This window comes from Streptomyces africanus (assembly GCF_030816955.1).
Lineage (GTDB): Bacteria > Actinomycetota > Actinomycetes > Streptomycetales > Streptomycetaceae > Streptomyces > Streptomyces africanus.
Genome location: NZ_JAUSYP010000001.1, coordinates 7,503,992 through 7,525,038 on the forward strand (window position 1 = coordinate 7,503,992; position 21,047 = coordinate 7,525,038).

Sequence of the window (21,047 nt, forward strand, 5' to 3'; positions counted from 1 at the left end):
TTCCCTCCGCCCTCCCTACACTCACGCACGTACCCGGCGCCGCCCACGACCGAGCGGCGCACCGACGTGACGGACGAAGGGAGACGGCCATGCGTGACCGCACCGCTGCCACCGTCTCCCTGCCGCGCTACGAGGTGATCCTCGTGTCCTCGTCGCTCCGGTGCCCGCTGCGCGGCCGGCGCCGGATGGCCGGGACGAACGTCTGAAGGGCATGGCGCACAGCTTGCTGACGTGAAGTCGGCGAGCTGTGCGCGCTTGCCGCCACACCCGCCTCGCCCGGTAATCGCGCTGCCCCTTTCCTGAACGCTTCGAAAGGCCCTGGGCCGTGCGCATCAACCACAACCCGCTCGCCGTCGTCCGTAACCTCGGCATCCTCGCCCACGTCGACGCCGGCAAGACCACCGTCACCGAACGGATCCTGTTCGCCACCGGAACCACGCACAAGCGCGGCGAGGTCCACGACGGCACGACCGTCACCGACTTCGATCCGCAGGAGCGGGACCGGGGCATCACCATCTTCGCCGCGGCGGTGAGCTGCGCCTGGGACGGTCACCGGATCAACCTGATCGACACCCCGGGGCACGTCGACTTCGCCGACGAGGTGGAGCGTGCGCTGCGCGTCCTCGACGGCGCGGTGGCCGTGTTCGACGCGGTGGCCGGGGTGGAGCCGCAGAGCGAGTCGGTGTGGCGGCAGGCCGACCGGCACGGCGTACCGAGGATCGCGTTCGTCAACAAGATGGACCGCGCCGGTGCCGACCTCGACGCGGCCGTCGCGTCGATCAGGGACCGGCTGCACCCGGCCCCGCTGGTCGTGCAGCTGCCGATCGGCTCGCAGGACGCCTTCACCGGCGTCGTCGACCTCGTACGACTGCGCGCCCTGGTGTGGGCCGACGGCGACGCCGTCGAGGAAGCGCCGGTGCCGGACGACCTCCGGCACGAGGCCCTCGCGCGCCGCCGGGCGCTGGAGGAGGCCGTGGCGGAACTCCATCCGGGCGCCCTGGAGGAGTTCTGCGACACGGGCACGCTCGGCGAGCGGACCCTGTCCTCGGCGCTGCGGGACCTGACCCGGGACGGCGACGGCGTGGTCGTGCTGTGCGGATCCGCGTACCGCAACCGGGGTGTGGAGCCGCTGCTCGACGCGGTGGTGGCCTATCTGCCGTCGCCACTGGACGTGCCGCCGGTCAGAGGCACGTACGACGGTGACGAACAGGAGCGGCCCGCCGATCCGGCGGCACCACCGGCCGCTCTCGCCTTCAAGGTGCACGCCACCCCGACAGGACGGCTGACCTACCTGCGGATCTACTCCGGGACGATCGAGAAGGGAGACACCCTGTGGGACGCGAGCGCGCGGCGCACCGAGCGCGTCGGCCGTATCCTGCGCGTCCGGGCCGACCGGCACGCACCGCTGGACCGGGCGGTCGCCGGGGACATCGTCGCCGTCGTCGGGCTCAAGTCGGCCCGTGCCGGCTCGACCCTGTGCGCGCCGGACGCCCCGCTCGTGCTGGAACCGCCGGGCGTGCCCGAGCCGGTGGTGTCGGTCGCGGTCGAGTCTCGCAGGGCCGGCGACACCGACCGGCTGGCGTCGGGGCTGGCCCGGCTGACCGAGGAGGATCCCTCGCTGGTCGTGCGGACCGACCCGGAGACCGGGCAGACCGTGCTGTCGGGCATGGGTGAACTGCACCTGGAGGTGGCGGTGGAGAAGCTCCGGCGCGAGCTGGGGCTGGAGGTCAACGTCGGCCGCCCCCGGGTCAGTTACCGCGAGACCGTCGCCCGGGGCGTGTCCGGTCTGGTCTACCGGCACGTCAAGCAGGACGGCGGGGCGGGCCAGTTCGCCCATGTCGTCCTCGACGTGGAGCCGTACGAGGAGGGCGGGTTCGCGTTCCGCTCGGCCGTCGTCGGCGGACGCGTGCCGCAGGAGTACGTCCGGGCGGTCGAGGCCGGCTGCCGGGACGCCCTCACCGAGGGGCCGCTCGGCGGGCACCCGGTGACCGGGCTGCGCGTCACGCTCACCGACGGGGCGACCCATGTGAAGGACTCCTCGGACACGGCGTTCCGCACGGCCGGCCGCCTCGGCCTCCGCGAGGCCCTGCGCGCCTGCGCGATGGCCTTGCTGGAGCCGGTCGTCGAGGTCACGGTGACCGTGCCCGGGGACGCGGTGGGCGGCGTGCTCGGCGACCTCGCCGCCCGGCGCGGCCGGGTGACCGGCTCGGTCACCCGCGCGGGCGCGGCGGTCGTCACGGCCACCGTGCCGCTGGCCGAACTCTTCGGCTACGCGACCCGGTTGCGCAGCCGTACCCAGGGCCGTGGCACCTTCACGTCCCGGCCCACGGGCTACGCACCGGCACCGGTCGCGACACCGGCGCGGTAGCACGGAGGGCGGCCCCTCCCCTGGACCGGGGAGGGGCCTGTCCCTCACGGGTACGACGGCACGGTGGGCGGCGGACGCCTCGGCGGATAACCGGTTGCCCCAGCCTCCCCCTCCTGCCAACCTCACGCCCATGCCCACCTTCACCGCCCCCGACGGCACCACTCTCGCCTACCACGTGACGGGGGGCGGGCCGCCCCTGGTCTGTCTTCCCGGTGGCCCGATGCAGGACTCGGTCTACCTGGGGGACCTGGGCGGCCTGACCGCCCACCGCACCCTGATCCGGCTGGACCTCCGGGGTACCGGCAGTTCGGCTGTGCCGCGGGACCCGGCGTCGTACCGCTGTGACCGGCAGGTCGCCGATGTCGAGGCGCTGCGTGAGGAACTGAGGTTGGAGCGGCTGGACCTGCTCGCGCACTCCGCCGGTGCGAATCTCGCCGCGCTGTACACCGCCCGCCATCCCGACCGGGTGGGCCGGCTCGCCCTGATCACGCCCAGCGTGTTCGCCGTCGGCCTCGGCATCACCGTCGAGGACCGCCTGGAGACGGCACGCCTGCGCCGGAGCGAACCGTGGTTCGCCCCGGCGTACGCGTCCCTGGAAGCCATCACGGCCGGCCGGGCGACGGCCGGCGACTGGGACGCCGTCGCCCCGTTCTGGTATGGCCGGTGGGACGACGAGGCCCGGGCCTTCCGCGCGGCGGAGCAGCGACAGCGCAACGACGAAGCCGCCGCCTTGTACGCCTCAGACGGCGCCTTCGACCCCGACGACACCCGGAGTGCCCTTGCCGCCTTTCCCTCACCGGTGCTCGTCCTCGCCGGCGAGTACGACGTGGCCGGGCCTGCGCGCGTGATGAAGGAGTACGCGGGGCTGTTCCCGGGTGCCGAACTGGTCGTGCAGAGCGGGGCGGGGCACTTTCCGTGGCTGGACGATCGGGGGCGGTTCGTGACGGCCGTGATGACCTTCCTGGGCGATGGCGGCGGTGTCAGCAGTCCCTGAACTCCGGTGACTGGTTCAGGACCTGGGAGCGGGTGGACGTGAAGCGCGCGTACGTCTCGCCGTCCCGGGCCCCCGGGCGGAACGCCGCCACGCGGTGGCAGTTCTGGAAGGCCAGGGTGATGCCGAAGTGGCGTTCCAGACTGGTGCGGATCGCGTCGCCGGCGAGGGCGCGCAGGAGTTGGCCGCGCTCCTGTTCCGACGGGGGAGGGGTCTGGTTGTCGGTGAACTCGGACCGGGCGTCGTGGAGTTCGGTGGCGAGGGAGGCGATCAGGTCGTAGGCGTAGGGGAGGGACGTGCGGACCGTGTCCACGAAGTCCTCCTCGCGTATGTCGCCCTGCTCGGCTTCGGCGAGGAGCTTCGGGGAGACGTCGAGAGACATGGGGAGTGTCGTCCTATCTCGTTACGGGGTGGGCCCGGTGCCCGGGACGTAGTCCGGGTCGATCTGGGCGGCCAGGTCCTCACCCGTGCGGGCGTCCGCCCACGCTCGGGCGTTACGCAGGTGGAACTCGACGGCGTGGCGGTGGAGCCGGTCCCAGTCGCGGGGGTGGGAGTCGACGGCCTCGCGGAGGATCGTGAGTGCGTGGCGGTTGTGCGGCTCCAGGGAGTCCAGCGCGTCCAGGCCGGCCTCGGTGCGGCCCTGCTCGGCCGCGCGGACCCAGGGGGAGTGGACCAGGTAGGTCAGGAGGTCGTCCCCCACCTGGTCCTTGAGGAAGAGGAGGTCGTCCTCGCCGGTCACCTTGTTGCCGATGACCGCGATGCGGATGCCGAACTGTTCCGCGTGGTCGCGGTACTGGCGGTAGACGGAGACGCCCTTGCGGGTGGGTTCCGCCACCAGGAAGGTGAGGTCGAAGCGGGTGAACAGGCCCGAGGCGAAGGCGTCCGCGCCCGCCGTCATGTCGACCACGACGTATTCGCCGGGGCCGTCGGCTAGGTGGCCGAGGTACAGCTCGACCGCGCCCAGCTTGGAGTGGTAGCAGGCCACACCCAGGTCGGACTCGTCGAACTCGCCCGTCACCATGAGCGGTACGCCGCCCGCGCGGCCGACGTGCCGGGTGTGGAGTTCGTCGTCGCCGAGCGGGCGGAGGAGGCGGGAACCGCGTCCCGGCGGGGTCGTCTTGATCATGGCCGCGGGGGAGGTGATGCGCGGGTTCGTGCCGCGCAGGTAGTCCTTGATCGAGTCCAGGTGCTCGCCCAGGGGAGGGGCGGACACCTCCGCGGGACCGAGCGCCTCGGCCAAGTGCTGGTTGATGTCGCCGTCGATGGCGAGGACCGGGGCGCCGGAGTACGCCAGGTGGCGGGAGAAGAGCGCCGACAGCGTGGTCTTGCCGCTGCCGCCCTTGCCGACGAACGCGACCCTCATGACCGTCCCACCTTTTTGAAAATGGATGTCATGTGGTTAGGTTTAGGGAGTGATCGGCACCACTGTCAAATCGCTTGGGCCGTTCGGGATCACCTTGATGCATATGCTGTGCAAGTGCGTGTCAAGAGCATCAAGCGTCCCGTCCGTTTCCTCGCCGCCCTCGTCCTCCTCCCGGGTCTGGCCGGCTGCTTCGTCTCCCCGCCGGGGGAGTCGTCGTCGGACGGCGGGCCGTCGGGCTCGCGGCTGCGCGTCGCACTCGCCTTCCCGCCCGCCGAGAACTTCTCGCCGTACGGAGCCGACGCCACGCTCCTCAGCCGGCTCGGCGTCACCGAGGGCCTGACCGCCCTGGACGCCAACGGTGCCGCGACCCCCGCGCTCGCCGAGTCCTGGCGCCGTGAGAACGACCGCACCTGGCGGTTCACCCTGCGCGAGGCCACCTTCCAGGACGGCACGGACGTCACCCCGTCCGCCGTGGCCGCAGCGCTCACCCGCGCCACGGAGGCGAAGCCCGTGCCCGCCGCCCTCGCCGGTGTCACTCTCGACGCCGAGGCCGACGGCAGCCGCGGCGTACGGATCACCACCGGCGCGGCCGACCCCGTCCTGCCCATGCGCCTGTCCAGCCCGACCCTGGCGGTCCTCTCCCCGAAGGCGTACGGGAAGAAGGGCGCCCCCACGCCCGTCGGGACCGCCACCGGGCCCTTCGAGATGACCAAGGTCGACAGCGGGGGCTCCGCCACCCTCGACCGCTTCGACGACTACTGGGGCGGCCTCGCCCACGCCTCCGGCATCGACGCACGGTTCGTCAAGGACGGCACCGCGCGCGCCAACGCGGTGCGCACCGGTGACGTCGACATCGCCGAGGCGATCCCGGTCGCCCAGGCCGCCACCCTCGACAAGGCGACCCTGAAGGAAGCCGGCACCACCCGGACGACCAGCCTCCAGCTCAACACCAGGACCGGCCCCTTCAAGGACCCGAAGGTGCGGGCCGCCGCGCGCACGGCGGTCGACTCCTCCGTCATCGTCAAGGGCGTCTTCGAGGGGTACGCCGACTCGGGCGCGGGCATCTACGGGCCCGCCGTCACCTGGGCCGAGAGCAAGCGGGTGAAGCCGACGGGGCGCGCGGACGCCGCCCGGCCCGACGGCACACGGATCACCCTCGCCACCTACGACAACCGGCCCGAACTCCCCGAGGTCGCCCAGGTGGTGCAACAGCAGCTCGAAAAGGCCGGATTCGAGGTGAAGCTGCAGGTGCGCGAGTACTCACGGCTGGAGAGCGACGCGCTGGAGGGGAAGTTCGACGCCTTCATCGGCGCCCGCAACAGCCTCCTGGACACCGGCGACCCCGTCGGCATCCTCGCCAGTGACTACACCTGCGACGGCGGCTACAACCTGGCCCTGCTGTGCGACGAGAAGGTCGACCGGGCCGTGCGGAAGGCCGACGGGACCGACGGCACGGGCGAGCGGCAGGACGCGGCCATGGCAGCCGAGGCCGCGGTCCTCGGTACGGACGCGGTCGTGCCGCTGGCCCACCAGCGGATCGTCCTCGGTGTCTCCCCGAAGGTCCGGGGCGTGCTCCTCGACCCGTACGAGCGGACCCTGGTGGGGGCCGGGACGCGTCGCTGAGATCGTGGTCTGCGGTCGGGAAACGTAAACTGGACATGGTGGTCATGCCCGGCACCTTCGGTGGGAGGTGATGCGCGATGGCACAGGACGGCTGCCTGAGACTGCATCTGCAGCGCACCCTGGACGGATTGTGCCCGGTCGTGTTCCGAGAGCTGACCGACCCCCGGGAACTGGCCCGCTGGTGGGGCCCGGACGGGTTCACCATCCCGAGTGTGGAGAGTGACCTCCGTCCGGGTGGTGCCTACCGGATCGCGATGCAGCCCCCGGAAGGTGCGCTGTTCCACCTGGTGGGCGAGTACATCGAGGTCGAGCCCCCGGTGGGCCTGTCGTACACCTTCCGCTGGGAGGATCCCGACCCCGAGGACCGGGAGACGGTGGTGACGCTGTCACTTCACGACATCGACACCGCGCGGTCCGAACTGGTCCTGGACCAGGGTGACTTCACCACGGAGCGGCGGCGGGCTCTCCACGAGGAAGGCTGGAGTCAGAGCCTCGGCAAGCTCGGGGAACTGCTCGCGGCACCATTGGATTGATCACTGTCCACCTGCCTGACCAGCGCTGCCCGCCGGAACCGATCAGGCGGGCAGCTTCGTGTCGATCACACAGCTGATCTCGACCGCCTGCCCCGGAAACGTGAGTTCCGTGACGCCCAGTGCCGTGCTGACCGGGCGGTGGGCGCCGAAGTAGGCCCGGTTGCCCTCCGCCACCGCGTCGGCGTTCTTCACCAGGTCCACCACGTACAGCGTCTGGGAGACGATCTGGTTGCGCGTGACGCCGTAGTGGGCCAGCACCTTGTCGATGTTGGCGTAGGTACCCGCCAGCTGAGCGGCGATGTCGTCCTCGGGGCGGAAGCCGCCCGCCTCGTCGAACGAGAGCTGTCCGGAGACGTGGATGAGATCACCGGACCTGATCGCCTGCGCGTAGCCGAAGTGGCTCTCGGCCGGGATGGCGTGGTCGTAGACATCGATCGCGGTCATGGTTGTCGTCCTTCCGTTCCTTCTGTCGAGCGTGCGGCCACGCTCTCTTGCGGTTACTCGGAAACCGTAGGAGAGTCTGTGCCGACCTGGAAGAACGCACTTTTCAGTGACTGGGGAACCAGATGGTGACCAAGCAGGTGAGGGACGACCTGCCGGAGAACGCGGACCTGCGGCGGGCCGACTCCCTGGCACGGGAGATCTTCTCGGACGTGGCCAACAAGTGGGCGCTGCTGATCATCGAGGCCCTCGGTGAACGCACCCTGCGCTTCAGCGAGTTGCGTAACGAGGTCGAGGGCGTCAGCCACAAGATGCTCACGCAGAACCTGCGGATGCTGGAGCGCAACGGCCTGGTCGACCGAAAGGTGCACCCCACCGTGCCGCCGAAGGTCGAGTACACGCTCACCGAACCGGGCCGGGCCCTGCGCGCCACGGTCGACCTGATCTGCGGCTGGACCCACCAGTACCTCGGGCACATCGAGTCGGCGCGCGGCCGGTTCGACGCCTGACCGGCCGGGGCGTCAGCCCGCGACCAGCTCCCGCACCTGCCGAGGGGCCGGCACCTTCTCGACCCGCGAGGCCCGGTACAGCCACAGCACGTCCCGTCCGAACGACCACACCAGCAGGCCCAGGGCCAGGGCCGCGACCCCGAAGTTGGCCGCGTACGGCAGCAGGTCGGCGCCCGACAGCAGGAGCAGCACGCCCTGGAGCGCCGCGACCGTCTTGCGGGCGGTGCTCGGCGGGAGGGCGGCGGTCAGCCAGGGCCAGACCCGGGCGGCGGCGACGAAGACGTACCGCATCCCGCCGATGAGCAGCACCCACGGGCCCAGTTGCATCGACACGTACACGCTCAGCACCAGGATCAGGAACGCGTCGACCTCCATGTCGAAGCGCGCGCCCAGCGGCGTCGAGGTGCCGGTGCGGCGGGCGACCTTGCCGTCGACGCCGTCGAGGATCAGGGCCACCGCCGTCAGGCCGATGAACAGCGAGACGGGCGGCGAGCTCTGGAAGGAGTCCGCGACCAGCGCGGTGACCCCGCCGACGAGGGTGGCCCGGCCGAGGGTGACCCGGTTCGCCGCGCCGAAGGACCGCAACCGGGAGCGGTGCAGGGCCCGGGAGAGCACCGCCCAGGTGGCGATCGCGAACGCGAGGCCGGTCAGCCAGCCCGCCGGGCCCATCCCGATCGCCGTACCGATCAGGGCCAGCAGAAGGATCTGCGCTCCCGCCCCCACGGCGGTCTCCTGCTGTACGAGCCTCGCGTCGTAAGTGTTGTTCAGGGCCACCGAACACCCTCCGGCCGTGTGACAGAGTCGATCAACGCCGCTACCTTGTGCGCGGCCTGTGCACCCCTCGGTACGCAAGCCGCTTCCCGATCGTTCAGGAGGACTTCGATGAAGAACACCGGACGCGCGTTCTGGATCGACTCGCCCGGGCGAGGCGGCATCCGGGACGTCAGTCTGCCGGACCCCGGTGAGGGCGAGGTGCTGGTCCGCACGCTGTTCTCCGGCGTGAGCCGGGGCACGGAGACGCTGGTGTTCCGCGGCGGCGTTCCCGCGAGTCAGCACAAGGCCATGCGGGCGCCGTTCCAGGAGGGCGACTTCCCGGGCCCGGTGAAGTACGGCTACCTCAACGTCGGCGTGGTGGAGGAGGGGCCCGAGACCCTCGTCGGCCGTACGGTGTTCTGCCTCTACCCGCACCAGACCCGCTACGTCGTCCCGGCGAGCGCCGTCACACCCGTACCGGACACCGTGCCGGCCGAACGGGCCGTGCTCGCGGGGACCGTGGAGACCGCCGTCAACGCCCTGTGGGACGCCGCGCCCCTGGTCGGCGACCGGATCGCCGTGGTCGGCGGGGGCATGGTCGGCTCCTCGGTGGCCGCGCTGCTCGCCCGGTTCCCCGGCGTCCGGGTCCAGTTGGTCGACGCCGACCCGGGCCGGGCGGACATCGCCAAGGCCCTGGGCGTCGGCTTCGCCTCCCCGCAGGACGCCCTCGGTGAGTGCGACCTGGTCGTCCACGCCAGCGCCACCGAGCAGGGCCTCGCCCGGTCCCTGGAACTCCTCAGCGCCGAAGGGACCGTGCTCGAACTGAGCTGGTACGGCGACCGGCAGGTGAGCGTGCCGCTCGGCGAGGCCTTCCACTCCCGGCGCCTCGTCATCCGCTCCAGCCAGGTCGGCACCGTCTCCCCGGCCCGGCCGAACCGCACCTACGCCGACCGGCTCGCCCTCGCCCTCGACCTGCTCGCCGACCCGGCCCTCGACGCCCTCGTCACCGGCGAGTCCGCCTTCGAGGACCTGCCGGACGTGCTGCCGAAGCTCGCCTCCGGCGAGATCCCCGCCCTGTGCCACCGCGTCCGCTACGACGAAAGCGCCTGACCTGAGAGAAGACGAGAGCGCCTGACCTGAGAAAAGACGTACCGGAGGCTGAACAGGGGAAGGGAAGGAGCCGTAATACACGGTATCCCCGGCACCTGGAGCGGGGGAGCAGACGCGCCGCACCTGGAGGGTCGTCCGTTGTTCAGCATCACCGTCCGCGATCACATCATGATCGCCCACAGCTTCCGTGGCGAGGTCTTCGGACCGGCGCAGCGCCTGCACGGGGCCACGTTCCTCGTGGACGCCACGTTCCGGCGCGAACAGCTGGATGACGACAACATCGTCGTCGACATCGGCCTGGCGACCCAGGAACTCGGGGCGGTGGTCAGCGAGCTGAACTACCGCAACCTCGACAACGAGCCCGACTTCGCCGGGGTCAACACCTCCACGGAGTTCCTCGCCAAGGTCATCGCCGACCGGCTCGCCGAGCGCATCCACAAGGGCGCGCTGGGCGAGGGCGCCAAGGGCATCGCGGGTCTGACCGTCACCCTGCACGAGTCGCACATCGCCTGGGCGAGTTACGAGCGTGCGCTGTGACCGACACGACGATCGAACGGCCCGGGCAGACCGGACCGGTGCCCGCGCGGCTGAATTATGTTCCCGTGCAGCACGCCACCCTGAAGAACGCCGAGATCATCCCCATGTCCCTGCGCACCGTGCACTTCGTGCTGCCGGGTGGCGTCGACGATCCGGCGACGCCGAGCGGCGGCAACGCCTACGACCGGCGTGTGTGCCTGGACCTGCCCGGCTTCGGCTGGCAGGTGACCAAGCACGCCGTGGCCGGTGACTGGCCACGGCCCGGGGCGGCGGCCCGTACGGAACTCGCCCGCGCCCTGAGCGGCTTGCCCGACGGTGCCGTCGTCCTGCTCGACGGGCTGGTCGCCTGCGGCGTCCCGGAGATCGTCGTGCCGGAGGCGGAACGGTTGCGCATGGTCGTCCTCGTCCATCTCCCGCTCGGCGACGAGACCGGGCTCGACCCGGCCGTGGCCGCGGAACTCGACGCCAAGGAGCGGGCGGTGCTGCGGGCGGTGCCGGCGGTGGTCGCTACCAGCGACTGGGCGGTCCGCCGTCTGGTCGCCCACCACGGCCTTCCCCCCGAGCGGGTGCACGTCGCCGCCCCCGGCGCCGACATCGCGCCGCTCGCGCCCGGCACCGACGGTGTCTCACGGCTGCTGTGCGTGGCCGCCGTGACCCCGCGCAAGGGACAGCACCGGCTGGTCGAAGCGCTGGCCACGGTAGCCGAGCTGCCGTGGAGCTGCGTGTGCGTCGGCAGCCTCACCCAGGACCCGGAGTACGTCGCCCATCTGCGGTCCCTCATCGCCGAGCACGGCCTTCAGGACCGGCTGGAGCTGGCGGGAGCGCAGACGGGCGCCGCGCTGGACGCCAGTTACGCCACCGCCGACCTGATGGTCCTCACCTCCTACGCCGAGACGTACGGCATGGCCGTGACCGAGGCCCTGGCGCGCGGCATCCCGGTCATGGCCACGGACGTCGGCGGACTGCCCGAGGCGGTCGGCCGCGCCCCCGACGGCGGGGTGCCCGGCATCCTCGTCCCGCCGGAGAACCCGGCCGCCATCGCCGCGGAGCTGCGCTGCTGGTTCGGCGAGGCGGACGTACGGCGTCGCCTCAAGGGCGCCGCCCGCAGCCGCCGCGCCGCCCTCGGCGGCTGGGCGGCGACCGCACAGAGCCTGGCGGCGGTACTGCGCCGGCTCCCGACCGACCCCCGGAGGGCCGCATGACGAACCCGGTGACGACCCAGCAGAACGGGACGATCCCGGCCCAGCCCGGACCGAGGGAGGCCGCCGAGTCGATGAACGGCATGATTCCGGGCGAGGGCCCGGACGGGAAGCCCGAGCCTGCCCTGTCGGCCCGGCCGGCGGACGCCGTTGCTCCGGGCGTGGGCCCCGGCGTGCCGTCTGCCTGGTCGGCGGGCGCGGTGGTACCGGGTATGGGTTCCGGTGGGCAGTCGGCCCGGACGGCGGGCACGGTGGTGCCGGGCGTGGGCCCCGGCGGGCAGGCCGTCCGGTCGGCGGACGCCGTGGCTCCGGGGGTGGGCCCCGGTGGGCAGTCTGCCGGGGCGGTGGACGCCGTGGTCGCCGGCTCGACCCGCAGTGGCCGGCCCGGGCCGGGGCAGGCCGCGGACGCGGTCATCCCGGGGGCCGGCCCCAGTGGGAATCCCGGTGCGCGGCCCACCGTGAAACTGCGTGAGGCGGGCCCGGACGATCCGCCCCGTTACGCGCCCGAGTGGCTGGAGTTGCGGGAGCCGGCCGATGCCGCCGCGCGGGCGCACGATCTGCTCGACCCCCTGCGCATCCGGCTCGCCAACCTGCCGGGCAAGTCCGGCGGGGTCGTCATCCACGACCTCGGGTGCGGTACCGGCTCGATGGGCCGCTGGCTCGCCCCCTGCCTGGACGGCGCGCAGCACTGGATCCTGCACGACCGCGACCCCTATCTGCTGCACTTCGCCGCCGTCGCCTCCCCGCGCTCCGCCGCCGACGGCAGCCGGGTCACCGTGGAGACGCGGCGCGGTGACGTCGCCCGCCTCACCGCGGACGCCCTGCACGGCGCGTCCCTGGTGACGGCGTCCGCACTGCTGGACGTCCTCACCCGCGAGGAGATCGACGCCCTCGCCGCCGCCTGCGCCGGAGCCGGCTGCCCCGCCCTGCTGACGCTGTCCGTCGCCGGCCGCGTGGAGCTGACGCCGTCCCACCCGCTGGACTCCGAGATCGCCCAGGCGTTCAACGACCACCAGCGCCGGGACGGTCTGCTCGGCCCCGACGCGGTGACGGCGGCGACCGAGGCGTTCTCCGAGCACGGCGCGACGGTCCGGCTGCATCCGAGTCCCTGGCGGCTCGGCCCCGCGCAGGCCGCGCTCACCGAGCAGTGGCTGCGCGGCTGGGTCGGCGCCGCCGTCGAGCAGCGCCCCGACCTGCGCGCCCGCGCCGACGCGTACCTGGCCGAACGCCTGGCCGCCTGCGCCGCAGGCCGGTTGCGCGTCACCGTCCACCACACCGATCTCCTGGCTCTGAACCGCCCGGCGGGCGGAGCGTCATGAGCCCGCAGGCGACGGGAACGACGGCGGTGCCGCGGGGTGCGCCGACGGCCGTGTGCGAGCGGCCGGCGCCCGTCGACGCGCAGTGGCCGCCGGAAACCGGCGGTGCCCCGGGTCCGTCCACTGAGCCGGCCACCCCCTGCGGCGACACGGCCGACACCGACGCCGTTTCGTCTCCCCGTCGCCCGGTCCGTACCGCCCTCGCCCGCCTCGGCTCCCCCAAGGTCCGTACGCATCTCGGCACCGTCGCCGGCGTCGTCATCCTCGGCGTGCTGCTGTGGCGGCTGGGCACCGGCGTCTTCCTGGACGGGCTGGGCCGGATCGACGCCGTGTCGGTGCTGCTCGCGCTCGGGATCGGCCTCGTCACCACCGTGTTCAGCGCGTGGCGCTGGGCGCTCGTGGCCCGGAGCCTCATGATCCGGCTGCCGTTCGGGCCGGCCGTCGCCGACTACTACCGGGCGTTGTTCCTGAACGCCGCGCTGCCCGGCGGTGTGCTCGGCGACGTGCACCGGGCGGTACGGCACGGCCAGAGCGAGGGGGACGTGCGGCGGGGCGTGAAGGCCGTCGTCCTCGAACGGGCCGCCGGACAGATCGCGTTGTTCGCCGTCGGTGCCGTGGTCCTGCTGACCATGCCGTCCCCGGTGCTGGACCGGGCCCGGCACATCGCCCCGCTCGCGGTCCTGGCCGCACTCGGCGCGGTCGCCGTCGTCCTCGCCCTGCGGATGAACCGCGCGGCACCCTCCCGCCGGGGCCGGGCGCTGCGCGCCGTGCTCGCCGAGGCCCGTGAGGGGCTGCTGTCCCGCCGCAACGGGCCCGGAGTCGTCGTCTCCTCCGCGGTCGTCCTGGCAGGCTACGTCGCCATGTTCGTCCTCGCCGCCCGCGTCGCCGGAGCCGCCGCCTCCGTGGCCGTACTGGTGCCGCTGGCGGTCCTCGCGCTGCTGGCCATGGGCCTGCCGCTGAACGTCGGCGGCTGGGGACCGAGGGAGGGCGTCACCGCCTGGGCGTTCGGCGCCGCGGGCCTGGGCGCCGGCCGGGGACTCGCCGTCGCGGTCGTCTACGGCGTGCTCAGCCTCGTGGCGAGCCTGCCCGGCCTGATCGTGCTGGTCGCCCGCTGGTACGCGGGCCTGCGTGCCGGGTCCCGGTCCGCCTCACCGGACCCTGGACCCGGTCCCGCGACCGTGCCCGGCTACCCGTCGGAGGTCAGCAGCGAGAAATACGCCCCGAAGGAATCCGCCAGGCTCGCCAGGAGTTCCTTCCCCTTTTCCGCCGAACCCAGCGAAGGACGGCCGATGACACCGGAATCGGTGTAGCCGGACATGCCGAGGGTGAGCAGATGACGCCGGTCGTCAGCGACAAAATCGGATGTCTCATAACCGGGTCGGAGCATTTCGGGATGAGCGTGCAGAAGGATGGAGGTCTCTATTTCCCCCGCGTGCATGTCGGTGAGCAGCGAGGCGACCACACCCGCCCGCTCCCGCGCCGCCTCCCAGTCCTCCGCGGCCGGGAACAGCGCCATCCGCTCGCCGCGGGCGGAGGATTCCTGAACGACGTTGCCCAGTACGTAGTTTCCGCCGTGCCCGTTGACCACCACCAGGGCGTCGACGCCGGACCGGCTCAGCGAAGCCGCTATGTCCCGTACCACCGCATGAAGGGTCACCGAGGAGATGCTCACGGTCCCCGGCCAGGCCGCGTGCTCGTGCGAGCACGAGATCGTCACCGGAGGAAGGAGGTGCACCGGGTACGCGCCGGCTATCTCCCGCGCGACGGCACAGGCGACGAGCGTGTCGGTCGCCAGCGGGAGATACGGACCGTGCTGCTCGAAGCTCCCCACGGGAAGCACCGCGACCTGCCGTGAGACACCGGCGCCCCGCGTCCGTACGTCTTCCGTGGTGTCCGCCGGCACCAAGTCACTCATAACGTCACGGCCTTTCGTCTCTGCTTAGGAACTCGAGAATCATGACAGAAAAAATTGGCGTACTCGGCAAGAAGTCACCGCAGCGGACCGGCGTGGAACGCGTCGTGAATGCGCCCTTGCCCACCGTGTACGGGAAATTCCAGGCGGTCGGCTACCTGGACCACGACCGCGGCGACGAACAAGTGGCGCTGGTCTACGGCGACCTCGGCACGGACGACGTGCTCATCCGGCTGCACTCGGAGTGCCTGACCGGCGACGCCTTCGGCTCCCAGCACTGCGAGTGCGGCGACCAGCTCGACGCCGCCCTGCGCGCGGTCGTCGCCGAGGGCGCCGGTGTCGTGGTCTACCTCAGAGGGCATGAAGGCCGCGGCATCGGCCTGCTCGCGAAGCTGCGCGCGATGGCCCTCCAGGCGGAGGGTCTGGACACCGTCGAGGCCAACCTCGCCCTCGGCCTGCCGGTGGACGCCCGGGACTACGGCGTGGCCGCCCGGATCCTGGAGGACCTGGGCGTCAGGTCCGTCCGCCTGATGTCCAACAACCCGCGCAAGCGCGAGGCGCTGGTGAACCACGGCATCGAGGTCGCCGAGCAGGTGCCCCTGCTGATACCGCCGTGCGAGAACAACATCACCTATCTGCGGACCAAGCGGGAGCGTCTCGACCACCACCTGCCCCACCTCGACGCGGTGGTCAGCTCCTCCTGAGACGCGGGGGCAGGTTCGGGTGCCCCTGGACGTGACCTGGGCGCATGCGTACGCGACCTGCCGATGGGCCGCGTACGCTTCGTGGACGTCCGCCCTTGAGCGTCGGCTGTCGGCGGCCGGCGCCGCACGTCCGGAGGCCCACCCGGTATGACCGAGCTCCATCTGTGGCTGCGCCACGAGGCCCGAACGACCGAGCGACGCACGCCGGTCGTGCCCGACGACGCCCGGCGGCTCGTCGAGAACGGAGTGGCACTGACCGTCGAAGACTCTCCGCAGCGGGTCTTCCCGGTCGAGGAGTACGAGGCGGCCGGCTGCCGTGTCGCGCCCGCGGGCTCCTGGGTGTCGGCCCCGCCGGACGCCGTCGTGCTCGGCCTGAAGGAACTGCCCGACCAGCCGGCCGAACTGACCCACCGGCACATCTTCTTCGGCCACGCCTACAAGGGACAGCCCGGGGCGGCCGGCCTGCTGCGCCGGTTCGCCGCCGGGGGCGGGGCGTTGTTCGACCTGGAGTACCTGGTCGACGACACCGGGCGGCGCCTGGCCGCGTTCGGGTTCTGGGCCGGCTACCTGGGCGCGGCCCTCGCGGTGCTCCAGCACCGCGGCCGGCTGCGGGCACCGCTCACGCCCACGACGAAGGCGGCACTGGACGAGACGCTGAAGCCCGCCGCGGACGACGCCGAGTTCACCGGCCTGGTCATCGGTGCCCTGGGACGCAGCGGCCGCGGTGCCCGCACGGCCTTCGCCACCGCCGGTACGGATCCGACGTGCTGGGACCTCGCCGAGACCCGCGACCTGGACCGCCGCGCCCTGCTGGAGCACGACGTGATGGTGAACGCGGTGCTCGCCACCAGCCCGGTCCCGCCCTTCCTCCGCGAGCAGGACCTCGACACCCCCGAGCGCCGCCTGCGCACCCTGTGCGACGTGACGTGCGACGTCGGCTCCCCGCTCAACGTCCTCCCGGTGTACGACGAGACCACCGACTGGGACGAGCCCGTCCGCCGGCTGCGCGCGCAGCCCCCGCTCGACCTGATCGCCATCGACAACCTGCCCTCCCTGCTGCCGCTGGAGTCCAGCGCCGACTTCTCCGCCGCCCTCCTGCCCCACCTGCTCGACTTCGGCGTCACCGGGCCCTGGGGACGCTGTCTGGAGCGGTTCCGTCAGGCCTGCCGTGAACACGGCCTCGACCAGGGGGAGATCCTTGACCACTGACCTGTTGTGCGCGAGCGGCACCGTCCACTGGATCGGCGCCGGTCTGTCCACGGGCAGCGGCCTGGCCGCGCTGTGCGACACCGCCGAGCGCGTACGGCTCTGGCACCGCACCGAGAGCCGCGCGGCCGACGCCCTCGGCCGGCTGGGCCTCGCCGGACGGGCCGAGCCCCGCGCCTACACTCTGCCCGCCCTCGCCGCCGAACTGGCGCCCGGGGACGTCGTGGTGTCCATGCTGCCCGCGCCGGAGCACGCGCCGCTGCTCGCCGCGTGCGTCCGGCTCGGCGCGCACTTCGCCTGCTCCAGCTATGTGTCCCCGGCGGTCCTCGACCAGGTGCCCGCCGCGGAGAAGGCCGGGGTCGTCGTCCTCACCGAGGCCGGGCTCGACCCGGGCATCGACCACCTCTTCGCCCACGCCCTCGTCGCACGGGCCCGGGAGACCATCGGCGACGAGACGCCCGCCTCGTACACCCTCACGTCGTACTGCGGCGGCGTCCCGGCCGTCCCGAACGACTTCACGTACTGCTTCAGCTGGGCACCGGCGGGGGTCCTGGGCGCCCTGCGCTCCCCGGCCCGTTACATCGAGGGCGGCGCCGAGACGGTCGCCGACCGCCCGTGGGAGGCGACCCGGCGGCACGTCGTCGACGGGGAGACCTTCGAGGTCTACCCCAACCGCGACAGCGTCCCGTTCGTCGCGCAGTACGGACTGCCTCAGGCCTGGACACCGCGCACGTTCGTACGCGGCACCCTGCGCCTGGAGGGCTGGCTGCGCGCCTGGGACGGCGTCTTCGAGGAGCTGAAGAGGGGCGACGACGCCCGGATCACCGCCCTGGCCCACGAGTTGGCCGCCGCCTACCCCACCACGGACGACGACCGCGACCGGGTCGTCCTCGCCGTGTCGCTGGACGTCCGGGCCGGGGCCGGACGGACCTGGGCGGGCGGCTACCTCCTGGACCTGGTGGGCGACGCGCGGGAGAGTGCGATGGCCCGCTGCGTCTCGCGCACCCTTGCCCTGGGAGTGCGCCACGTCCTGGACGGCTCGCTGCCGCCGGGCCTGAACCGGGCCGCCGGGACGGCGGCCCGGTCCGAGCAGTGGCTGAGCGAACTCGCCCGGGACGGCGTCGAGTTCGCACTCCGCGTCGACCAGTAGAGCAGGTCAGCCCGACACGGCCTCGTGGACGAACCTCTTGAGGTCGCGGAACACCGTGTGGGACGTCCTGGGCCGCACCTGCGTCATGAACTGCACCGTCAGGTCGCGGCCCGGGTCGACCCAGAACGTCGTCGTGGCCACGCCGCTCCAGCCGTAGGCGCCGAGCCCGGAGGGCGCCTGGGTGCGGGACGGGTCGATCACCACGGAGACGTTGAGCCCGAAGCCGACCCCCTCGTTGCCGGGCTCGTCGTGGGCCGGGCGGCTGCCGAAGGCACGCAGATCGGCGCCGCCGGGCAGGTGGTTGCGGGTCATCAGGTCGACCGTCCCAGGGGCGAGCAGCCGGACGCCGTCGAGCTCGCCCCGGCGGCGCAGCACCTCCATGAAGCGGTGGTAGTCGTGGGCGGAGGCCACCATGCCGCCGCTGCCGGACAGGAACCGCGGCCGGCCGCCCCGCAGCGGCAGCCCGGCGATCCGCTCGATGCCGCCGCCCTCCTTCTCCCCGTACATCTCGGACAGCCGGGGCGCCTGTTCGTCCGAGACGTGGAACCCCGCGTCCGTCATGCCGAGCGGACGGAAGATCCGCTCGGCGCAGAACACGTCGAGCGGCTGCCCAGACACGACCTCGATGATCCGGCCCAGGACGTTGCTCGCCACCGAGTAGTTCCACTGCGTGCCCGGCTCGAACTGCAACGGCAGGCGCGCGTACTCCTCGATGGTCTCGGCCAGGTCCGCGCCCGGCCGTACCGACGACTCCAGACCGGCCTCGCGGTACAGGGCGTCCACCGGGTGGGTGTGGTAGAAGGCGAAGGTCAGGCCCGAGGTGTGGGTCATCAGGTGCCGGACGAGTATCGGGCCGGTGGCCGGGCGGGTTCTGACGTCGGCCCCGGAGCCCTCGACGTAGACCCGGGGGTCGGCGAAGGCCGGCAGATGGTCGGCGACCGGGTCGTCCAGCGACAGCCGGCCCTCCTCGACCAGCAGCAGCGCGGCGACCGCGGTGACCGGTTTCGTCATGGAGTAGACCCGCCACAGCGTGTCCGGCTCGACGGGCTGCCGGGCCGCGATGTCGCGCAGGCCGTGCGTCGTGAGGTGGGCGACGCGTCCGCCGCGCGCGACGGACACGAGGAAGCCCGGCAGCCGGCCCTCCTCGACGAGACCCGCGAAGTGCCGGTCCAGGCGGCCCAGCGCCTCCGGATCCAGTCCGGCCTCACCCGGGTCGACATCTTGTCGCAGCTGTGCCATCGATCGTCCTCCGTCGCGCTCGTCGAGGTGAGATCCGGCATACCCCGACCGGACCGCCTCAGACCCCATCCTCGTGCAGGAACCATGCGTGATCACGCCGGGAACGGCGACCTGATCCGTTTCGTGCACACCAAGGCCTGGGTTCCGGGGCCCAGGACCGATGGCCGATGCCAGGCGGGGGCCGGCTCCCTAGGCTGCGAGGCGGACCGCCGCCGCGGACCAGGACTGCCACGAGAAGAGGTCGCCATGCCCGTGAACGGTCGCAGCCACATCCGGATCGCCCGTCCCTCCCGCGATCTCGCGGCGGCCGAGCGGTTCTGGCGCGAGGGACTCGGGCTGAGTGTCGTGTGGCGGTCCGAGGGCGGCTCCCAACCGGGCCACCACGACCTGCTGATGCTCGGCTGGCCCGACGCCGACTGGCATCTGGAGCTCGTGCACGAGGCCGCCCGGCCGGTGGAGCCCCGCCCGACCGAGGAGGATCTGCTGGTCGTCTACGCCGACGACCCGGTCCCGGACGACCTGATCGCCCGCCTGGAGCGACACGGCGGCAAGCGGGTCACCTCCCCCAACCCCTACTGGAACGAATGGGGCGTCACCATCGAGGACCCCGACGGCTATCGCCTGGTGCTGTGCCGCCGGGCCTGGTCCAACAGCTGACGAGACCCCGCCGGGCCCGCGAGGACCCGGCGGGGAGTGGCTTGCGGGCTCAGGCCGTCACCTTCTCCGGCTCCGCGGTCGCCCGCGCCGGGCGTTCCCCCAGTGCCTCCGTCGGAACCCGGTGCGTCTCGCGGGCCGACAGCGCGGCGATGACCGGCGGCACGCACAGGGCCGCCGTGAACAGGGCCACCGCCGACCAGTCGTCACCGCCCGGTCCAGCGATCCGCGCGGCGAACGTCACCGCGAAGCCGGCCGCGGCGAAGCCGATCTGCGTGCCGATGGCCACGCCGGACAGCCGGACCCGGGTCGTGAACATCTCGCCGTAGAAGGCGGGCCACACACCGTTCGCGGCGCTGTAGACCACGCCGAAGCAGAGGATGCCCAGCAGGAACGTCAGCAGGTACGAGCCCGTGGAGACGGCCCACAGGTACAGGAACATCGTCACCGCGCTGCCGGCCGCGCCGATCAGGTACACCGGGCGGCGGCCGATCCGGTCGGACAGCGTGGCCCACAGCGGGATCGCCGCGAGCGCCACGACGTTGGCCAGGGCCCCCACCCACAGCATGGCGGTACGTGACATGCCGACCGCGTCGCTCGTGGCGTACGCCAATGCCCACACCGTGAAGATGGTGCTGACCGAGGCGATGAGCGCGCCCGCGATCACCCGCAGCACGTCCGCCCAGTGCTCGCGCAGCAGCACGACCAGCGGCAGCTTGACGACGCCCTCCTCGGCGGCCTGCTGGGAGAAGGCCGGGGTCTCGTCCAGCCTGCGCCGGATGACCCAGCCGACGACGGCGACCACGACGCTCAGCCAGAACGGCAGCCGCCAGCCCCAGGACAGCAGCTGGTCCTCGGGCAGCGCGGCGACCGGGATGAAGACCAGCGTGGCCAGCAGCTGGCCGCCCTGCGTGCCGCTGAGGGTGAAGCTGGTGAAGAAGCCGCGCCGGTCCGGCGGCGCGTGCTCCAGCGTCATGGAGTTGGCGCTGGCCTGTTCGCCCGCCGCCGAGATGCCCTGGAGCACCCGGCACAGCACGAGCAGCACCGGGGCGAGCGTGCCGACCTGGTCCCGGGTCGGCAGACAGCCGATGAGGAACGTCGACAGGCCCATCAGCATCAGCGTGAAGACCATGATCTTCTTGCGGCCGAGCTTGTCGCCGAAGTGCCCGAGCACCAGGGCGCCGACCGGGCGGGCGGCGTACGCGACACCGAACGTGGCCAGCGACAGCAGGGTCGCGGTGGCCGGGTCGGACTCGTCGAAGAACACCTCGGGGAAGATCAGCGCGGCGGCGCTGCCGTAGATGAAGAAGTCGTAGTACTCCAGCGCGCTGCCGATCCAGGCGGCGGTCGCGGCTTTCCTGGGCTGACCGGGCGGGGCTGCGGCCCCTCGGGGCATGGCGGGGACGGACACGGCGGCTCCTTTGGGGGGCTCCACCCTA

At 72.5% G+C, this 21,047-nt stretch carries 20 protein-coding genes and 1 pseudogene; 14 read left to right on the forward strand and 7 right to left on the reverse strand.

Annotated features, from left to right (window positions below):
• The first annotated feature begins 325 nt into the window (after nt 1–325).
• Together fusA and QF034_RS34445 are read left to right on the forward strand one after the other, a co-directional pair.
• Nucleotides 326–2,368, forward strand: coding sequence for an elongation factor G (gene fusA / locus QF034_RS34440; RefSeq protein WP_307178586.1), 2,043 nt, complete (start codon nt 326–328; stop codon nt 2,366–2,368).
• 130 nt (nt 2,369–2,498) lie between these two features.
• Nucleotides 2,499–3,362: an alpha/beta fold hydrolase gene (locus QF034_RS34445; protein ID WP_307178587.1), complete on the forward strand. Its 864-nt coding sequence runs from the start codon at nt 2,499–2,501 to the stop codon at nt 3,360–3,362.
• Here the strand turns inward: QF034_RS34445 and QF034_RS34450 are convergent.
• Complete coding sequence (locus QF034_RS34450; RefSeq protein ID WP_307178589.1) at nt 3,349–3,741, reverse strand: SCO5389 family protein; 393 nt, start codon at nt 3,739–3,741, stop codon at nt 3,349–3,351. The two genes, QF034_RS34445 and QF034_RS34450, sit on opposite strands and share 14 nt — an antisense overlap.
• 21 nt (nt 3,742–3,762) lie before the next feature.
• On the reverse strand, nt 3,763–4,722 hold the full coding sequence (locus QF034_RS34455) for an ATP-binding protein (protein WP_307178590.1): 960 nt from the start codon (nt 4,720–4,722) through the stop codon (nt 3,763–3,765).
• 108 nt (nt 4,723–4,830) lie between these two features.
• Between QF034_RS34455 and QF034_RS34460 the strand changes: the two genes are divergently transcribed.
• A complete protein-coding gene (locus tag QF034_RS34460; protein ID WP_307178591.1) occupies nt 4,831–6,345 on the forward strand; it encodes an ABC transporter substrate-binding protein in 1,515 nt (504 codons plus the stop codon).
• A gap of 77 nt (nt 6,346–6,422) precedes the next feature.
• Complete coding sequence (locus tag QF034_RS34465) at nt 6,423–6,878, forward strand: SRPBCC family protein (RefSeq protein WP_307178592.1); 456 nt, start codon at nt 6,423–6,425, stop codon at nt 6,876–6,878.
• Between the two features lie 42 nt (nt 6,879–6,920).
• Here the strand turns inward: QF034_RS34465 and QF034_RS34470 are convergent, their stop codons facing one another.
• The gene (locus tag QF034_RS34470; protein ID WP_307178593.1) at nt 6,921–7,322 is read right to left on the reverse strand and encodes a RidA family protein; all 402 of its coding nucleotides are present in this window, start codon (nt 7,320–7,322) and stop codon (nt 6,921–6,923) included.
• Between the two features lie 122 nt (nt 7,323–7,444).
• Here QF034_RS34470 and QF034_RS34475 point away from each other — a divergent pair, with 122 nt between their 5' ends.
• Nucleotides 7,445–7,828: a winged helix-turn-helix transcriptional regulator gene (locus QF034_RS34475; protein ID WP_307178594.1), complete on the forward strand. Its 384-nt coding sequence runs from the start codon at nt 7,445–7,447 to the stop codon at nt 7,826–7,828.
• A gap of 12 nt (nt 7,829–7,840) precedes the next feature.
• Here the strand turns inward: QF034_RS34475 and QF034_RS34480 are convergent, their stop codons facing one another.
• Complete coding sequence (locus QF034_RS34480) at nt 7,841–8,602, reverse strand: CDP-alcohol phosphatidyltransferase family protein (protein WP_307178595.1); 762 nt, start codon at nt 8,600–8,602, stop codon at nt 7,841–7,843.
• A 108-nt stretch (nt 8,603–8,710) separates the two neighbouring features.
• Between QF034_RS34480 and QF034_RS34485 the strand changes: the two genes are divergently transcribed.
• The 5 genes from QF034_RS34485 (at nt 8,711) to QF034_RS34505 (ending at nt 14,053) form a co-directional block, all read left to right on the forward strand.
• The gene (locus tag QF034_RS34485; protein ID WP_307178596.1) at nt 8,711–9,691 is read left to right on the forward strand and encodes a zinc-dependent alcohol dehydrogenase; all 981 of its coding nucleotides are present in this window, start codon (nt 8,711–8,713) and stop codon (nt 9,689–9,691) included.
• 138 nt (nt 9,692–9,829) lie between these two features.
• Nucleotides 9,830–10,228 (forward strand): 6-pyruvoyl trahydropterin synthase family protein, encoded by a 399-nt coding sequence (locus QF034_RS34490; RefSeq protein ID WP_243378660.1) that lies wholly within the window; start codon nt 9,830–9,832, stop codon nt 10,226–10,228.
• The gene (locus QF034_RS34495; RefSeq protein WP_307178597.1) at nt 10,225–11,430 is read left to right on the forward strand and encodes a glycosyltransferase family 4 protein; all 1,206 of its coding nucleotides are present in this window, start codon (nt 10,225–10,227) and stop codon (nt 11,428–11,430) included. The genes QF034_RS34490 and QF034_RS34495 overlap by 4 nt, the downstream gene beginning before the upstream one ends.
• A 209-nt stretch (nt 11,431–11,639) precedes the next feature.
• Nucleotides 11,640–12,746 carry a class I SAM-dependent methyltransferase gene (locus tag QF034_RS34500; protein ID WP_370880978.1) on the forward strand — a complete coding sequence of 369 codons (1,107 nt, stop codon included), beginning with the start codon at nt 11,640–11,642 and terminating at the stop codon, nt 12,744–12,746.
• Nucleotides 12,743–14,053: a lysylphosphatidylglycerol synthase transmembrane domain-containing protein gene (locus tag QF034_RS34505; protein WP_307178598.1), complete on the forward strand. Its 1,311-nt coding sequence runs from the start codon at nt 12,743–12,745 to the stop codon at nt 14,051–14,053. The genes QF034_RS34500 and QF034_RS34505 overlap by 4 nt, the downstream gene beginning before the upstream one ends.
• On the opposite strand, the pseudogene QF034_RS34510 reads toward QF034_RS34505, so the two are convergent.
• Nucleotides 13,936–14,658 (reverse strand): annotated as a pseudogene (locus QF034_RS34510) (creatininase family protein); the annotation flags it as partial. The gene QF034_RS34505 and the pseudogene QF034_RS34510 sit on opposite strands and share 118 nt — an antisense overlap.
• Before the next feature lie 41 nt (nt 14,659–14,699).
• Between QF034_RS34510 and ribA the strand changes: the two are divergent.
• The 3 genes from ribA (at nt 14,700) to QF034_RS34525 (ending at nt 17,715) form a co-directional block, all read left to right on the forward strand.
• Complete coding sequence (gene ribA / locus QF034_RS34515; protein WP_307178599.1) at nt 14,700–15,359, forward strand: GTP cyclohydrolase II; 660 nt, start codon at nt 14,700–14,702, stop codon at nt 15,357–15,359.
• 147 nt (nt 15,360–15,506) lie between these two features.
• A complete protein-coding gene (locus QF034_RS34520; protein WP_307178600.1) occupies nt 15,507–16,568 on the forward strand; it encodes a saccharopine dehydrogenase in 1,062 nt (353 codons plus the stop codon).
• Complete coding sequence (locus tag QF034_RS34525) at nt 16,558–17,715, forward strand: saccharopine dehydrogenase family protein (RefSeq protein WP_307178601.1); 1,158 nt, start codon at nt 16,558–16,560, stop codon at nt 17,713–17,715. The genes QF034_RS34520 and QF034_RS34525 overlap by 11 nt, the downstream gene beginning before the upstream one ends.
• A 6-nt stretch (nt 17,716–17,721) precedes the next feature.
• On the opposite strand, the gene QF034_RS34530 is transcribed toward QF034_RS34525, so the two are convergent.
• Nucleotides 17,722–18,954, reverse strand: coding sequence for a serine hydrolase domain-containing protein (locus tag QF034_RS34530; protein WP_307178602.1), 1,233 nt, complete (start codon nt 18,952–18,954; stop codon nt 17,722–17,724).
• Nucleotides 18,955–19,200: 246 nt separating this feature from the next.
• Here QF034_RS34530 and QF034_RS34535 point away from each other — a divergent pair, with 246 nt between their 5' ends.
• The gene (locus QF034_RS34535; RefSeq protein WP_307178603.1) at nt 19,201–19,611 is read left to right on the forward strand and encodes a VOC family protein; all 411 of its coding nucleotides are present in this window, start codon (nt 19,201–19,203) and stop codon (nt 19,609–19,611) included.
• A gap of 49 nt (nt 19,612–19,660) precedes the next feature.
• Here the strand turns inward: QF034_RS34535 and QF034_RS34540 are convergent, their stop codons facing one another.
• Nucleotides 19,661–21,019, reverse strand: coding sequence for an MFS transporter (locus QF034_RS34540; protein WP_307178604.1), 1,359 nt, complete (start codon nt 21,017–21,019; stop codon nt 19,661–19,663).
• Nucleotides 21,020–21,047: the final 28 nt, after the last annotated feature.

Coding starts and splice junctions, on each gene's coding strand:
- QF034_RS34530 (WP_307178602.1), bottom strand. CDS start 18,954: ATGGCACAGCTGCGACAAGATGTCGACCCGGGTGAGGCCGGACTGGAT.
- ribA (WP_307178599.1), top strand. CDS start 14,700: ATGACAGAAAAAATTGGCGTACTCGGCAAGAAGTCACCGCAGCGGACC.
- QF034_RS34465 (WP_307178592.1), top strand. CDS start 6,423: ATGGCACAGGACGGCTGCCTGAGACTGCATCTGCAGCGCACCCTGGAC.
- QF034_RS34505 (WP_307178598.1), top strand. CDS start 12,743: ATGAGCCCGCAGGCGACGGGAACGACGGCGGTGCCGCGGGGTGCGCCG.
- QF034_RS34485 (WP_307178596.1), top strand. CDS start 8,711: ATGAAGAACACCGGACGCGCGTTCTGGATCGACTCGCCCGGGCGAGGC.
- QF034_RS34455 (WP_307178590.1), bottom strand. CDS start 4,722: ATGAGGGTCGCGTTCGTCGGCAAGGGCGGCAGCGGCAAGACCACGCTG.
- QF034_RS34475 (WP_307178594.1), top strand. CDS start 7,445: ATGGTGACCAAGCAGGTGAGGGACGACCTGCCGGAGAACGCGGACCTG.
- QF034_RS34445 (WP_307178587.1), top strand. CDS start 2,499: ATGCCCACCTTCACCGCCCCCGACGGCACCACTCTCGCCTACCACGTG.
- QF034_RS34470 (WP_307178593.1), bottom strand. CDS start 7,322: ATGACCGCGATCGATGTCTACGACCACGCCATCCCGGCCGAGAGCCAC.
- QF034_RS34520 (WP_307178600.1), top strand. CDS start 15,507: ATGACCGAGCTCCATCTGTGGCTGCGCCACGAGGCCCGAACGACCGAG.
- QF034_RS34535 (WP_307178603.1), top strand. CDS start 19,201: ATGCCCGTGAACGGTCGCAGCCACATCCGGATCGCCCGTCCCTCCCGC.
- QF034_RS34500 (WP_370880978.1), top strand. CDS start 11,640: ATGGGTTCCGGTGGGCAGTCGGCCCGGACGGCGGGCACGGTGGTGCCG.
- QF034_RS34450 (WP_307178589.1), bottom strand. CDS start 3,741: ATGTCTCTCGACGTCTCCCCGAAGCTCCTCGCCGAAGCCGAGCAGGGC.